We start from the raw sequence: 15244 nt of genomic DNA, 5'->3' as shown, positions 1-15244 counted from the left end.
ATTCCCCTCAACCCAGCTGCTCCGCCTCGCGCGGCACCTGCACCGGCGCGGTCGATTCCGTCCCGAGCGCTTCGAGCAGCAGGAAGAGCTTGCCCACGCCCGCGTACAGCGCACCACCGCTCATGGCGCGGCCGTTGCGCACCGGACGCCCGGTGAGCTGGCCGAGCAGCGTGCGTGCGCGGTCCGCCCATTCGCCGTCCGCCTGCAGCAGGCGCCACACGGTGGTGGTCATCTGGCCCGCCACAAGCAGGCGCTTCATGTTGACCGGATCGCCGAGTTCGCCGATGCCGCCCACCATCTGCACGCCTTCGCGCAGCAGGCGGAAGCACGGCTCGGCGTCGCCGGCCCAGGCCAGCCATTGCGAGAGCTGCGAAACCGGCACCTCCGCACCGATGTTCGACAGCGCATAGACCTGCGCCAGCACGTTGCCGGTGCGCGCATCGAGCATGCGCGTGGCCACGCAGCGCAATGCGGGCATGGCGTCGCGTTCGACACCGGCCGCCGCGGCGGCGCTGTTGAAGCGCAGCACCACGTCGACATGGGCCTCGCACCGCAGCGCGGACTTGCCGCGGTACCGGGCCGGACGGCCCTCGCCGAACTCGAAGTCGAGGCGGGCCAGCGTGTCGGGTGCGCCGGTGCGCGTGTCGATCACGGCGGTGGAGCCCGGCGCGCGCGACAGCCAGCGCTGCCCGGCGGCCTGCCACTGCACCATGGCCTCGATGCCCGGCAGGCGCGTCAGCATGTGGACCAGCGACTTGCCGCCGAAATCCTGCTGGCGCAGCCAAGGTGCCTGGCGTGCACCCGGCTTGCGCGAAGGATCCTTCATGCCGCGCGTGGCGGCAGTGGCGAGCCACTGGTTCGGCGCGGCGAGCGGCAGGCCCGTGCGGTCCGACAGCAGCAGGCTGCCATGGCACTCGTAGGCGTCGCCGCCCTCGTTGGAGCGCAGGCCGACCTGGCCCGACAGCGCGAGCACATGGGTCTCGCAGCCCGCGGCGACCTCGCTGCGCGCATGCACGGCGAGGTCCTGCAGCACGGCCTTCTGGCCGATCTCCTCATCTGCGGCCTGGCGCCAGAGGCCCCGGGCGCGCTCGAAGCCGATCTGCGCGCCGGCCAGGGCGCCGGCCGTGGTGGCGAGCTCCTGGGCATCGTGCGCCATCGCACGGATCAGGTTCTGGTACTTCAGGCGCAGCCGGTCGGCCTCGCCCTGCGCCTGCACCACCTGCGCCGACGGTGCGGCGCCTGCGGGCTCTTCCTGCAGGTCGCTCTCGGCGGGCACGAACAGCGGGTTGTGCTGGCGCGGCTGGAACACGCTGTCCACCAGTTGCGCGCGGTCGGCCTGCATCAGGTTCTCCGGTACCTTCTGGCCGCTGGAGATGTAGTGCACCGGCAGGCGATGGCGGATGACGGTGTCGATCAGCGCGCCCGGGTGCGTCGATTCGTCCACCTTGGTGAAGATGCAGCCGGTCAGGTCGTTGCCGTGGCGGTAGGCGTGCACCACCTCGTTGAGCGTGTCGCCGTGGCTGGTGGCGTTGAGCAGCAGCAGGCGCTTCACCGGGCGCGGGCTCTGGCCCAGCATGGCGATCTGCTCGGGCACGGCGCGGTCGCGCTGGCTCATGCCGACGGTGTCGATCAGCACCATGTGCTTGTCGCGCAGGTCCTGCAGCACCAGGTGCAGGTCGGCCGCGTCCTTCACGGCGTAGACCGGCACGTTGAGGATCTGGCCGTAGATGCGCAGCTGCTCGTAGGCACCGATCCGGTAGCTGTCGGTGGTGACCAGTGCGAGCTTGTCCGCGCCGAAGCGCATCACGCAGCGCGCGGCGAGCTTGGCCGTGGTGGTGGTCTTGCCGACGCCGGTCGGACCCATCAGTGCATAGACGCCGCCCTGGGCGAACAATGCGTCCTCGTCTTCATGCACCGGCACGGCGCGGATCAGCTCCGAGCGCACGTAGGCCATGCCTTCGGCGTAGGTCTGGCCGGTGGGCAGCTTCTCGAGCATCGCCTTCGACAGGCGTGCGCTGAAGCCCGCGCCGAGCAGCGTGCGCAGCAGGCGGCCGCGCACCGGGTCGCGGCGCTGCTTGTCGTTCCACACCACGCTGGCAAGTTGCTCCTCGATCATGCCGCGCATGGAGTGCAGTTCGTTGAGCACGGTGTCCGCCGGCGCACCTTGCATTGCAGGCGTCGCGGTGGCGGAATACACCGAGTGCGCGGTCTGCACCACGGGGGACAGCGGCACCGGGCGGGCGATGGGCGCCACGGGCATCGCCGGCATCGCGGGTGCCACGGGAACTGCAGGGGCCACCGGTGCCATCGACACCATGGGAGCCGTGGCCACGACCGGCGCGGCGGCAACGGCCGGGGCCGCGGGCGCCACGCGCACCGCAGGTGCTGCAGATACGGCAGGTGCAACGGGCACCACGGGCGCGGCCGTGCCGACCACGTCCTGCATCTCGCCCTCGACCATGGCGACGATCTCGACGCCCTCGGGAAGCACGCGATGGCTGAGCACGATGGCGTCGGCGCCGAGCGCCTCCCTCACCAGTCGCAGGGCTTCGCGGCTGCTGGCCGCGACGAATTTGCGTGCGGTGGTTCGCACGTCGGTGTGTTGGGAAGTCAAGTGCGTCCTCCAATGGCGGCGGTGATCTTGATGGTGCGGGAATCAGGGATCTCCGCATGCGAAAGAACCTTCAGCTGCGGCAGGCTGCGCCGCAGGAAACGTGAGAGCAGCACGCGCAGCGAGTGCTGCACGACCAGCACCGGTGCGAGGCCGAGCTGCTCCTGGCGCACGATCGCGGCCTGCGCCTGGCGCAGCAGGTTGTCGGCAATGCCGGGCTCGATGCCGCTGCTGCTGGTGAGCGCCTGCTGCAGCACGCCGTCGAGCGAGCCGTCCAGGCCGATGACCTGCATCTCGCTCTCGCCCGGGAACAGCTGCTGCGTGATCGCGCGGCCCAGCGCCAGGCGGGTGAGCGTGGTGAGCTCGGTCGGGTCCTTGATGCTCGGCGCGTGCTCGGCCATGACGTCGAGGATGGTGCGCATGTCGCGGATCGGCACTTCCTCGTCGAGCAGGTTCTGCAGCACCTTGTGCAGCGTGCTGAGCGACAGCACCTTCGGCACGAGGTCCTCGGTGAGCTTGGGCGCGGTCTTGGCGATCTGGTCGAGCAGCTGCTGCACTTCCTGGCGGCCGAGCAGCTCGGCGGCATGCGTCTGGATCAGGTGGTTCAGGTGCGTGGCCATGACCGTGCAGGCATCGACCACCGTGTAGCCGTAGACCTGCGCCTGCTGGCGCAGGCTGCCGTCGATCCACACCGCCGCCAGGCCGAATGCCGGGTCGCGCGTGGGCGTGCCGGGCAGCGAGCCGGTCACCTGTCCGGGGTTGATGGCCATCCACTGGTTCGGGTAGGCCTCGCCGCGGCCGATCTCTACATCCTTCAGGCTGATGATGTAGGTGTTCGGGTTGATCTCGAGGTTGTCGCGGATGTGCACCACCGGCACCAGGAAGCCGACTTCCTGCGCGATCTTCTTGCGGATGCTCTTGATGCGGCCCAGCAACTCGCCCTGCTGCGACTGGTCGACCAGCGGGATCAGCCGGTAGCCCACCTGCATGCCCAGCGGGTCGACCATGGCCACGTCGTCCCAGGTGGCTTCGGCCATCTCGGCCGAGGGCGCGGCGCTCGCGGCCTGCGCCGCGGCGGCGGCCTGCTGCGCGGCCGCCTTGGGCTTGTTCATGAGCAGGCGGCGGCCCAGCCACACCAGGCCGCCCGCGATCAGCAGGAACGCCAGGTTCGGCATGCCCGGGATCATGCCCAGCAGGCCGACGATGCCGGCCGTGAGGAACAGCACCTGCGGGTTGGAAAAAAGCTGGCCCGTGAGCTGGCTGCCGACGTCCTCGTCGGTGGTCACGCGCGAGACGATCACGCCGGCCGCGGTGGAGATCACCAGCGCCGGGATCTGCGCCACCAGACCGTCGCCGATGGCAAGCAGGGTGTAGGTCTTGCCGGCGGTCGAGAAGTCGAGGCCGTGCTGCAGCATGCCCACCACCAGCCCGCCGATGATGTTGATCACCATGATCAGCAGGCCTGCGATGGCGTCGCCGCGCACGAACTTGCTGGCACCGTCCATCGAGCCGTAGAAGTCGGCTTCCTGCGCCACTTCGGTACGGCGCTTGCGGGCCACCTCTTCGCCGATCAGGCCGGCGTTCAGGTCGGCGTCGATGGCCATCTGCTTGCCGGGCATGGCGTCGAGCATGAAGCGCGCCCCCACCTCGGCGATGCGCCCCGCGCCCTTGGTGATCACCATGAAGTTGATCAGCACGAGAATGATGAAGACCATCACGCCCACCGCGAAGTTGCCGCCCACCAGGAAGTGGCCGAAGGCCTCGATCACCTTGCCGGCGGCCTCCGGGCCGGTGTGGCCGTTCATGAGCACCACGCGGGTGGAGGCCACGTTCAGCGACAGGCGCAGCAGCGTGGAGAACAGCAGCACCGCAGGGAAGGCCGCGAAGTCGAGCGCCTTCATGGTGTACATGCTCACGAGCAGCACCATCACCGACACCGCGATGTTGAAGGTGAACAGCAGGTCGAGCAGGAAGGGCGGCAGCGGCAGCACCATCATGCTCAGGATGAGGATGATGAGCACCGGCCCGGCCAGCCCCTTGAACTGCGAGCCGCCGGCGAACATGTTCGGCGGCAGCCGCAGGAAATTGGTCATCGCGTTCATGCGGCTTGCACGGCGTCAGCCGCCTCGGAATATTGAAGATCTGCGGGAACCTGCAGGTCGGTGGGCGTGCGCGGCTCGTCGCCGCCATCGCTCTTCCAGCGCTTGAGCTGGTACACCCAGGCCAGCACCTCGGCCACGGCCGTGTACAGGCCGGCGGGAATCTCCGCACCCAGCTTGGTGTGCTTGTAGAGCGAGCGAGCCAGCGGCGGCGCTTCCAGGATGGGAATGTTGTGTTCCCTGGCCAGCTCGCGGATGCGGGCTGCCACCAGCTCGGTGCCCTTGGCGACCACGCGCGGCGCGCGCATGTCGCTGTCGAGGTACTTCAGCGCCACGGCGAAGTGCGTCGGGTTGGTCAGCACGATGTCGGCCTTGGGCACCTCGGTCATCATCCGGCGGCGCGCCATGGCCTGCTGCTGGCGGCGGATCTGCGCCTTGATGTGCGGGTCGCCTTCGCTTTCCTTGTGCTCCTGGCGCAGGTCCTCGCGCGACATGCGCAGCTTGCGGTAGTAGCTCCAGAGCTGGAACGGCACGTCGATCAGCGCCACCAGGAACAGCGTGGCCGCGATCAGCGCGCAATGCTTGGCCACCAGCACCACGGCATGCGGCAGCGCGTAGCGCGCGGGCTGCGCCATCAGCGCCATGAGGGCCTCGATGTCGCGCGACACCACCCACCAGGCCACGCCGCCGATCAGCGCCGACTTGGCCAGCGCCTTGACCAGCTCGGCCAGCGACTGCGAGGAGAACATGCGGCCGATGCCGGCCAGCGGGTTGAGCTTGCCGGCGTTGAACGCGACGGCCTTGCCGGAGAACATCCAGCCGCCGAGCATCAGCGGCGCGACCACGGCGGCCACCACCATCATGCCGAACCAGGGACCGATGGCCATGAGCGCCTGCAGCGCCATGAGCGCCGTCTGCGAGAGCATGTGGGAGGGATCGAAGGCGCTGGCGCGCTCGAAATGCAGGGAGCGGCGCAGCGCGCCGTCCAGGGTCCTGCTGAGCGAGTCGCCGGCAAACCACAGGCCCGCGCTGGCGGTGCCCAGCATCACGAACGTGGTGAGTTCGCGCGAACGGGCGACGTTTCCTTCCTCGCGCGCCTTTTCCAGGCGCCGCTCGGAGGCGGGTTCCGTTTTCTCGAGATCGCTTTCCTCAGACATTCATGCTCCGAACCGGCAGTGGCGACGACGCCTTGCACATGACCAAATTATTGAATTCAGTCGTCCGGAACAATCTGTCGATCAGGGCCCTTATCGCCCTGTTCTTCGCACAATCAGCGCGCGCCGGCCGAGGCGGGCCGGGCGCTGCGCGGCCTCAGAAGCCGAGGCTTTCCAGCAGGTCGTCGACCTGCGCCTGGTCGGTCACGGCATCGGGATTGCCGGGCTTGATCTGCGGGCCGTTCTGCAGGCTCTGCGCGGCCTCGGTGCGCTTCTCGGGGGGCGAGTTGTCGATCAGCACCTGCAGCAGCTGCGTCTCGACGTCGTTGACCACTTCCATCATCTTCTTGATGACCTGGCCTGTCAGGTCCTGGAAGTCCTGGGCCATGAGGATTTCCATCAGCTGCGAATTGATCGCGCTGGCGCGCTGCGGCACGTCGTTGAGGTAGCCGCGCGTGTCGAGCACCAGCTCGCGCGCATGCTCCAGCTCGATCGGGTTCTCGAACCACTTGTCCCAGCGCTGGCTCAGGCCCTTGGCGTCCGCGGCCAGCGCTTCCTGCAGCGGCTGGGCCACGTCGATGGCGTTGAGGGCGCGGTGCGCCGCGCGCTCGGTCGTCTCGGCCACGTAGCTCAGGCGGTCGCGCGCATCCGGAATGGCCTGCGCGGCCTTGGCGACCTGCTTGTCCAGGCCGAGCTCGCGCAGGCCTTCGCGCAGCTGGCGCGTGAGCTGGCCGATGCGGCCCAGGAGTTCTTCCGCGGTATTGCTGGAGGGGTCCGCGGTCCCCAGGGCGTCATGGCTCATGTCACGCAGCCTCCTTGGCCAGCTTCTCGAAGATCTTGGTGATCTTTTCTTCCAGCGTGGCGGCGGTGAAGGGCTTCACCACGTAGCCGTTGGCGCCCGCCTGCGCGGCTGCCACGATGTTCTCCTTCTTGGCCTCGGCCGTGACCATGAGCACCGGGAGCTTCTTGAGCTCGGGATCGGCGCGGATGGTCTGCAGCATCGTCAGGCCGTCCATGTTCGGCATGTTCCAGTCGGACACCACGAAGCCGAAGTTGCCGCCGCGCAGCTTCTCGATGCCCGCCGCGCCGTCCTCGGCTTCGTCGACGTTGAGGAACTCCAGCTCCTTCAGCAGATTGCGCACGATGCGGCGCATGGTCGGGAAGTCGTCCACAACCAGGATTTTGATGCTCTTGTCGATCACGATATTTCCAACTCCAACATGTCGTTTTTCAAACTCGGTTCGTACGTTCGCCGAACGTACGAAGATGCGCCAGGACCCGGCGACTCACTTCACTCAATGGGGACACGTCGTCCACCGCGCCCAGCGCGATGGCCTCGCGCGGCATGCCGAACACCACGCAGCTGGCCTCGTCCTGCGCCAGCGTGTGGGCACCGGCGCGCTTCATGCGCAGCAGGCCCTCGGCACCGTCCTTGCCCATGCCGGTCAGGATGATCCCGATGGCGTTCTTGCCCGCATGCTTGGCGGCGGAATCGAACAGCACGTCGATCGACGGGCGGTGGCGGTTGACGGGCGGCTCCTGGTCGAGGTGCGCCACGTAGTTGGCGCCGCTGCGGCCCAGCGACAGGTGGTAGCCCCCCGGCGCGATGTAGGCGTAGCCCGGCAGCACGCGCTCGCCGTGCTCGGCCTCCTTGACGTTGATGCGGCACAGGCCGTCCAGGCGTTGCGCGAACGAGCGGGTGAACCCGGCGGGCATGTGCTGCGCGATCATCACCGCGGGCGAATCGGGCGGCAGCGGCTGCAGCACTTCGCGGATGGCTTCGGTGCCGCCGGTGGAGGCACCGATGATGATCAGCTTCTCGGTGCTCAGCAGCGGGCTGCGCAGCAGCGACTCCTGCGGCGCGTCGCCGCCGGGGCGCGCGGCCGCGGCATGCTTGCCCGGCTGGATCCGCGCGCTGGCGGCGGTGCGGATCTTGCCGGCGATGAGCTCGGTGTAGTTGAGCAGGCCGTCGCGCACGCCCAGGCGCGGCTTGGTCACGAAGTCGATGGCGCCCAGCTCGAGCGCGCGCAGCGCGATCTCGGAGCCGCGCTCGGTCAGCGACGACACCATCACCACCGGCATGGGCCGCAGGCGCATGAGCTTCTCGAGGAACTCGAGCCCGTCCATGCGCGGCATTTCCACGTCGAGCGTCAGCACGTCGGGGTTGGTGACCTTGATGAGGTCGCGCGCCACGAGCGGGTCGGCCGCGGTGCCCACCACGGTCATGTCGCTCTGGCTGTTGATGATTTCGGTCATCACGCTGCGGATCAGTGCCGAATCGTCGACACACAGCACCTTGATTTTCTTGACGCTCACCGGTTTCCTTTGATTGCTGCCACCGGCGCCGCGCGGGTGGCCGGGACGCTGCCCGTTCTTTCCGAGTCCGGCACCGCGCGCAGGCCGGACAGGCTGCGCAGCAGCTCGCCTTCCTCGTGCTGGACCTGCTGGACTTCCGTCTGCGCGCGCAGCTTGCGCACGATCGCCTTGCCGGTCGACGGCAGGAAGCACACGCGGCGCGCATGCTTTCCGCGCAGGTCCTGCGCCGCGATCTCGATGCCCTCCTTGCGCAGGTAGCGCAGCACGAAGTCGGCGTTGCGGTCGCCGATGTTGAGCGTGGTCATGTTGGCCAGCACCGCGCCGCCGCCGAACACCTTGGCCTGCAGCCGGTCGCGCCGCGCACCCGCACGCACCAGTTCGCGGATCAGCACGTCCATCGCGTAGGCGCCGTAGCGCATCGACTCGGCGGCGTCGCGCATGCCCGAGGCGCCGGCGTCGCCGTCGTCGGGCAGCATGAAGTGGTTCATGCCGGCCACGCCGGCCTCCACGTCGTGCAGGCAGGCGGCCACGCACGATCCGAGCACCGTGCTCAGCACGGTGTCGCTCGCGGTCACGTAGTACTCGGAGGGCAGCAGCTTGACAGCCATGCGCCCGACGTCGCGGTCGAAATAGTGGTGGCTCGCCACCGAGCCCGGTGCGGCCGCGCGCGTGGCGTTCATGGCACGCCCGACGTGCGCCCGCGCGCGACTTCGTAGACGGTCTGGCCCAGCGGGCGGAACGCCTGGTTGACCAGCGAAGCATTCTCCGAATGGCCCGCGAACAGCAGGCCGTTCGGCTTGAGCAGCGGCGCGAAGCGGTCGAGCACCTTCTTCTGCGTCGGCTTGTCGAAGTAGATCATCACGTTGCGGCAGAAGATCGCATCGACCGGCTCCTTCACCGCCCACGAACTGTCGAGCAGGTTGAGCCGCGAGAACTTCACGAGCGCAGCCACTTCCGGGCGGATGCGCACCTTGCCCGCATTGGCGCCTGTGCCCTTGTTGAAGAAGCGGCGCAGCCGCTCGGGTGCGAGCCGGCGCACCTGCTCGGTCGTGAACACGCCCGACGATGCCTTGGCCAGCACCGCGGTGTCGATGTCGGTGGCGATCACGCGCGAGGACGCGGCCTTGTCGCCCAGCGCCTCCATCAGCGTGATGGCGATGGAATACGGCTCCTCGCCCGTCGATGCCGCTGCGCACCACACGGTGACCGGCTGGCCTGCTTTGCGCACGTGGTCGGCCAGCGTCGGGAAGTGATGCGCCTCGCGGAAGAACGACGTGAGGTTGGTGGTGAGCGAGTTGATGAACAACTGCCATTCGTCCCCGTCCTGGCGCTGTTCGAGCCAGTCGAGGTAGGTGGAGAACTCGGGGAGCTGCAACTCGCGCAGGCGGCGCGAAAGCCGGCTGTAGACCATCTGCCGCTTCTGTTCGCCCAGGGCGATGCCAGCGCGGCGATGGATGAGTGTGCGCACCCGGGAGAAATCGCTGTCGGTAAAGAGGAACTCGGTGGTCACGGCGGGCCTGTAGGCGGGGCTTTCAATGTACATAGCGACCGTTGTTTCCAATGGGCCGATCAGACGCGCAAATGCACGGCACTTCCATGTCCGGTCGCGCGTTGGACTCTGGGGCGGTCTCGCGGCGCATGTTCAGGAACCCGATGCAACCGGGCCCGCGTCCTGCGACCACACCAGCGCGGTCAGCTGTGCCGCATTGACCTGCGCCGCGCTCACGAAGAGGGCCTCCGACAGGCGCGCGGCATCGCCGTTGTCGAGCTCGCAGGCCTCGGCCAGCGCCACGAACGGTCCGTAGAGGCCGCCGCGCGACAGGATGGCCTGCTGCACCGCTTCGGTCAGCTGCACCTTGCGCAGCACGCCTTCCATCGACACGCCCAGCAGCTGGTCGAGCAGCGAGAACATGCCGGCGACGAACAGGTTGTCGGCCTCGCTGGCCGGCAGCATGCCCTGACCCATGAGCTCGACGAAGCGCCCGCGCAGAATGGCCTTCTTCATCATGAAGGGCGAGCCCGCCTTGTTGCTGGTGGCCAGCAACAGCGACAGCCAGCGGTACAGCGGCGAATAGCCGAGCATCGCCACCGCATGGCGCAGCGAATGGATCTCCACCGCCATGCCGACCGACGGCGAGTTGATGTAGCGCAGCAGCCGGTAGGTGAGCGCAGCGTCGTGCTTGAGCGCGGCCTCGATGGTGCGCACGTCCTCGTTGCGCTGGATCATCTGCATCAGCTGCACGATGAGCAGCGACTCGGGCTGCAGCGCGTCCTCGGCCTCGCGCACCGGCGGGTTGCCGAAGGTGCCGTCGATGAACGCATTGACGCGCCGCGCCACGCAGGCGTCGTATTCACGCCAGGTCTGCACCCGCGCGGCGATGAGCTCCACCGCCGGGTGTCCCAGCAGCATCTCCTGGCGCAGGCGCGCCACGGTGTCGGCGTCGTTCGCATCGACCTCGACGTGCGTGACGATGGCGCGCAGCTCCGGGTCCTCCGGCAATGTCTTGGCGCCACACAGCATGAAGCCGAAGCCCTGTTCGCGCAGGAACAGCAGGATCGAGCGCATGTCGCCGTCGAGCAGGTCGTCCGGTCCCATGCAAAGCACCACGTTGCTGGCAGGCAGCGACTGCAGCTCGCTCTGGAACAGCGCGTCGACCGACACGTCGACGAACAGTACCTGCGGGCCAAGCAACCAACCGGCGCTCTCCGGGTTCAGGTGCAGGGCCAGCACGTCCATCAGCGCCTTGACGCCGGCAGCCGCTGCGGTGCGCGTGCCGGGCTGGTCGCCCGGGCCGCGCCATGCCATGCGGTAGCCGATGACACGGCGCTGTCCGTCGAGCAGCATCTCGTAGGCCACATGGCCGTTCGCGCCCGCTTCGCTCTGCGAGAGCGCGCCGGGCATGGAGTCGCCGTCGCCGGCGGAGCTGGCGCCGGAGCGTCGGAAGAAATCGAAGCGCATTCAGTGGTCCCGGTCTTTGCGTCAGAGAGCGATGGCGTCGGTCCTCCGGGCGGCCCCCGCCAGCGCCGCGGCGCTCGCGGCCTGCGCGCGCTGGATGCGCGGCATGGCGCCAACGTCGATGATGAAGGCCACGCTGCCGTCGCCCACGATGGTGGCGGCGGAAATGCCCGGCACCTTGCGGTAGTTGGTCTCGAGGTTCTTCACCACGACCTGGTGCTGGCCCAGCAGCTCGTCCACCAGCAGCGCGAAGCGGCTGTCGTCGGCCTGAACGATCACGAGGATGCCCTGCGTCGGGCTGGTCTGCGCGCCGCTCACGTCGAACACTCGATGCAGCTCGATGAGCGGCAGGTATTCGCCGCGCACGCGGATCACGTGGCCGTCGGCGGTGATCGAATGCAGGTGCTCCGGCAGCGGCTGCAGCGACTCGATGACGTAGCTCAGCGGCAGGATGTAGGCCTCGGTGCCCACCTTCACGGACATGCCGTTCAGGATGGCCAGCGTCAGCGGCAGCACGATGCGGGTGGTGGTGCCCTGGCCGCCGCGCGAGTGGATCTCCACGTGGCCGCCCATTTCCTGGATGTTGCGCTTGACCACGTCCATGCCCACGCCGCGGCCCGAGATGTCGGTGACCTGCTCGGCGGTGGAGAAGCCGGGCGCGAAGATGAGCTGCCAGACCTCCTCGTCGGGCATGGTCTCGCTGACCGGCAGGCCCTGCTGCATGGCCTTGGCCAGGATGCGTTCGCGGTTGAGGCCGGCGCCGTCGTCGCTGACCTCGATCACGATGTTGCCGCCGTGATGCTGTGCCGACAGCAGCAGCTGGCCGGTGGCGTCCTTGCCCTTGGCCAGGCGCACTTCGGGCGTCTCGATGCCGTGGTCGAGGCTGTTGCGCACCAGGTGCGTGAGCGGGTCGACGATGCGTTCGATGAGGCCCTTGTCGAGCTCGGTTTCCTTGCCGTAGGTGTCCAGGCGAACCTGCTTGCCCAGCTTGGCGCTCACGTCGCGGATCACGCGCGGGAAGCGGCTGAACACGTAGTCCATCGGCATCATGCGGATGGACATCACCGATTCCTGCAGGTCGCGCGCGTTGCGCTCGAGGTGGCCCAGGCCGCTCAGGAAGCGTTCGTAGGCCACAGGGTCGAGCATGGTCGCGGCCTGCGTGAGCATCGACTGCGTGATGACGAGCTCGCCCACGAGGTTGATGAGCTGGTCGACCTTCTCGACGTCGACGCGGATGGAGCTGGACTCCTTCGCGCCTGCTGCAGCGCCGGCCGCGGCCGGGGCTGCAGCAGCGCTTGCCGCCACCGGTGCCGGGGCGGGAGCGGGCGCCGGTGCGGCGGCCGCTTCCACCTTGGCGGGTTCTGCAGCGACGGGCTCGGCCACGGCTGCCGGGGCTTCGGCGCCGGCAGCTTCGCGCGAGATGTCGATCTGCGATTCGTCGATCACGAAGCAGCACACGGCCACGATGTCGTCGGGATCGCAGGTGGTCTCGAGCAGCACGGTGAGCTGGTCGTTGGTGCGGGTGCGCGAGAGCACCTTGCCGAGGTTGGCGAGCTCGCCGGCGAGCAGGTCGCATTCGCTGTCGGACAGGCGGGCGAAGCGCACGCGCAGCACGCCGTCGCCGGCGGCAGCAGCCGGCGCGCTCGCGGCAGCGACAGGTGCGGGCGCAGGGGCCGGAGCCGGTGCAGGCGCCGGGGCGGCTGCCACTGCGGCAGGTGCGGCGCCGTCGCCGCCGTTCTCCAGCGCAAGCTGCTGGAGCACGCCGCAGATGTGCGCGACCATGTCGGGATCCGGCTCCTTGCCGGCCTGGTAGGCGGTGAGTTGTTCTTGCAAGGCGTCCTTCGTTTCCAGAAAGGCATCGATCATCGGAGCGCTCAGGGTCAGTTGCCCGTGGCGGGCGCGATCCAGCAGCGATTCGAGTACGTGCGTGGTGTTGGTCAAGGCAGTGAAACCGAACGTCGCGGCACCACCCTTGATGGAGTGGGCTGCGCGGAAGATGGCGTTGAGCTGTTCGCTGTCTGGCGACGCGACGTCGAGTTCCAGCAGCAGTTGCTCCATCTCGGCGAGAAGCTCGATGGCTTCGACGAAGAATGCTTGGGTGAATTGACTGAGGTCCATCTGTTGTGCTCCGGGCCGGTGTTCTCGCACCGGCCGCTTGGGTTCCTTTTTTTGTCTTCGCGCTTCGAGATCCGGGCCGCCGCTATCGCGCCACGACGCTCGCCTTGGCCGCCACGAGGCTGGCACCGGCAACCGCATCGGGCGAACGGGCACCCGTCGCCGCGGCACTCGCCGACGGGACCTTGCCGATGCGCGTGCCCACGGGCTCGACACTGTTCTCGCGTTCGATGCGCTCCTGCGTCCGATGGTTGAGCAGGATGATGCTGATGCGGCGGTTGATCGGGTTGCGCGGATCGGCCTTGTCCAGGTGCATGCTGTCGGCCAGCCCGATCACGCGAAGCACCTTGCCCTCGGTCATGCCGCCGATCACCAGTTCGCGGCGGGATGCGTTGGCACGGTCTGCCGAAAGCTCCCAGTTGCCATAGGAGCGGTCGCCGTTGGTGTAGACGATGGCGTCGGTGTGGCCCGACAGGGTGATCTTGTTGGGCAGCCCGTTGAGCGCCGGTCCGAGTTCGCGAAGGATCGAGCGCATGTGCGGCACCACGCGGGCGCTGGCCAGCTCGAACATCGGGCGGTTCTCGGTATCGACGATCTGCAAACGCAGGCCTTCGGTGGTGATGTCGATCAGGATCTGCGAGCGGAACTGCTGGAACACCGGGCTCTTCTCGATCAGCGCCTCGAGCTGGCGCTTCATCTCGGCAAGCCTGCTGGCGTCGGCCTCGTCCTCGCTGGTGGTCTCGGTGAACTTGACTTCGCCCTCGACATGCATCGGGTCGGCGCCGCCGCCCGGGATCATGCTGGCGCTCAGGCTGGCCTTGTCGCCGCCGTGCATCGCCACCCGCAACGGCATGCGGAAGTGCTCGGCGATGCCCTCGCGCTGCTTCGGGCTCGAGATGGACAGCAGCCACATCACCAGGAAGAAGGCCATCATCGCCGTCATGAAGTCGGCGTACGCGATCTTCCAGCCGCCACCATGATGGCCGCCGCCCCCGCCCTTGTGGACGTGCTTGATGATGATCTGGGGCTTGCCGTCGTTCATGGTCGCTGCTCGTTCAACTGGATCGCCGTTGCGGGCGTCAGCGCGCCTTGACCTCGCGGACGTGGTCGTCCAGCTCGGTGAACGAAGGACGCTCGGTCGAGAACAGCACCTTGCGGCCGAACTCCACCGCGAGCTGCGGCGCGTAGCCGTTCAGGTTGGCCAGCAGCGTCACCTTGGCGCACTGGTAGATCTTCATGCCCTCTTCCACCTTCTGCTCGATCACCGAGGCCAGCGGCGACACGAAGCCGTACGCCAGCAGCACGCCCAGGAAGGTTCCGACCATCGCGTGGGCGATCAGCGCGCCCATCTCCGAAGGCGGCAGGTCGGCCGAGGCGAGCGCGTGCACCACGCCCATCACGGCGGCGACGATGCCCAGCGCGGGCAGCGCATCGGCCACGCGCGACAGGCTGTGGCCGGGCACCTCGGCCTCGTGGCGGATGGTCTCGATCTCGTGGTCCATCAGCGCCTCGATCTCGTGCGCATCGGTGTTGCCGCTGATGACCAGGCGCAGGTAGTCGCTCAGGAACACGGTGATGCCCTCGTGTCCGAGGATGTTGGGATAGCGCGCGAAGATCTCGCTCTTGCTGGGGTCCTCGACGTCGGACTCCAGCTTCATCATGCCTTCCTTGCGGGCCTTGGCGAGCAACTCGTAGAGCAGCGCCAGCAGGTCCATGTAGAGCTGGCGGTTGTGCTTGGAGGAACGCAGCAGCAGCGGCAGTTCCTTGATCGTCGCCTTGATGGTCTTGCCGTTGTTGCCCGCGATGAAGGCTCCCAGCGCGGAGCCGCCGATCATGAGCAGCTCCACCGGCTGGAAGAGGACGCCGAAGTGCCCGCCCATGAGGGCATAGCCCCCGAACACGCAACCGATCACCACGATATATCCGGCCAGAATCAGCACGCGCTACCCCTCATCGCCCGCAGGCTACAAATCAACAAACCCCGAACGTCCGC

The 15244-nt window shown here is 68.1% G+C and carries 12 protein-coding genes; all 12 read right to left on the bottom strand.

The features are described 5' to 3' along the window. Positions 1-7 precede the first annotated feature (7 nt). The 12 genes from flhF to motA all read right to left on the bottom strand — a co-directional run bounded on the left by flhF (position 8) and on the right by motA (position 15191). Entirely contained in the window at positions 8-2614 is a 2607-nt protein-coding gene (gene flhF / locus AACL56_RS30895) for a flagellar biosynthesis protein FlhF (protein ID WP_339093964.1), read from the bottom strand. Next, on the bottom strand, positions 2611-4713 hold the full coding sequence (flhA, locus tag AACL56_RS30890; RefSeq protein ID WP_339093962.1) for a flagellar biosynthesis protein FlhA: 2103 nt from the start codon (positions 4711-4713) through the stop codon (positions 2611-2613). The genes flhF and flhA overlap by 4 nt, the downstream gene beginning before the upstream one ends. Continuing rightward, entirely contained in the window at positions 4710-5867 is a 1158-nt protein-coding gene (gene flhB / locus AACL56_RS30885) for a flagellar biosynthesis protein FlhB (RefSeq protein ID WP_339093959.1), read from the bottom strand. The genes flhA and flhB overlap by 4 nt, the downstream gene beginning before the upstream one ends. Before the next feature lie 154 nt (positions 5868-6021). Continuing rightward, positions 6022-6666 carry a protein phosphatase CheZ gene (gene cheZ / locus AACL56_RS30880; RefSeq protein WP_339093957.1) on the bottom strand — a complete coding sequence of 215 codons (645 nt, stop codon included), beginning with the start codon at positions 6664-6666 and terminating at the stop codon, positions 6022-6024. Between the two features lies 1 nt (position 6667). Beyond that, positions 6668-7063, bottom strand: a complete 396-nt coding sequence (gene cheY / locus AACL56_RS30875) for a chemotaxis response regulator CheY (RefSeq protein ID WP_172839779.1) — start codon at positions 7061-7063, stop codon at positions 6668-6670. 31 nt (positions 7064-7094) lie between these two features. Next, positions 7095-8180: a protein-glutamate methylesterase/protein-glutamine glutaminase gene (locus AACL56_RS30870; protein ID WP_339093955.1), complete on the bottom strand. Its 1086-nt coding sequence runs from the start codon at positions 8178-8180 to the stop codon at positions 7095-7097. Beyond that, positions 8177-8860, bottom strand: coding sequence for a chemoreceptor glutamine deamidase CheD (gene cheD, locus AACL56_RS30865; RefSeq protein WP_339093953.1), 684 nt, complete (start codon positions 8858-8860; stop codon positions 8177-8179). The genes AACL56_RS30870 and cheD overlap by 4 nt, the downstream gene beginning before the upstream one ends. After that, positions 8857-9723, bottom strand: a complete 867-nt coding sequence (locus AACL56_RS30860; protein WP_339093951.1) for a CheR family methyltransferase — start codon at positions 9721-9723, stop codon at positions 8857-8859. Before AACL56_RS30860 ends, cheD begins: the two co-directional genes overlap by 4 nt. Positions 9724-9822: 99 nt before the next feature. After that, a complete protein-coding gene (locus tag AACL56_RS30855; RefSeq protein ID WP_339093949.1) occupies positions 9823-11139 on the bottom strand; it encodes an EAL and HDOD domain-containing protein in 1317 nt (438 codons plus the stop codon). A gap of 21 nt (positions 11140-11160) precedes the next feature. Further along, on the bottom strand, positions 11161-13254 hold the full coding sequence (cheA, locus tag AACL56_RS30850) for a chemotaxis protein CheA (RefSeq protein ID WP_339093947.1): 2094 nt from the start codon (positions 13252-13254) through the stop codon (positions 11161-11163). An 82-nt stretch (positions 13255-13336) separates the two neighbouring features. Then, positions 13337-14293, bottom strand: coding sequence for a flagellar motor protein MotB (motB, locus tag AACL56_RS30845; RefSeq protein WP_339093945.1), 957 nt, complete (start codon positions 14291-14293; stop codon positions 13337-13339). 37 nt (positions 14294-14330) lie between these two features. Next, positions 14331-15191 carry a flagellar motor stator protein MotA gene (gene motA / locus AACL56_RS30840; RefSeq protein WP_339093943.1) on the bottom strand — a complete coding sequence of 287 codons (861 nt, stop codon included), beginning with the start codon at positions 15189-15191 and terminating at the stop codon, positions 14331-14333. Positions 15192-15244: the final 53 nt, after the last annotated feature.

The organism is Variovorax paradoxus (assembly GCF_902712855.1).
Taxonomy (GTDB): Bacteria; Pseudomonadota; Gammaproteobacteria; order Burkholderiales; family Burkholderiaceae_C; genus Variovorax; species Variovorax paradoxus_Q.
Note: the sequence above shows the minus strand (reverse complement) of the source record. Positions and strands in the feature narration are given on the sequence as shown.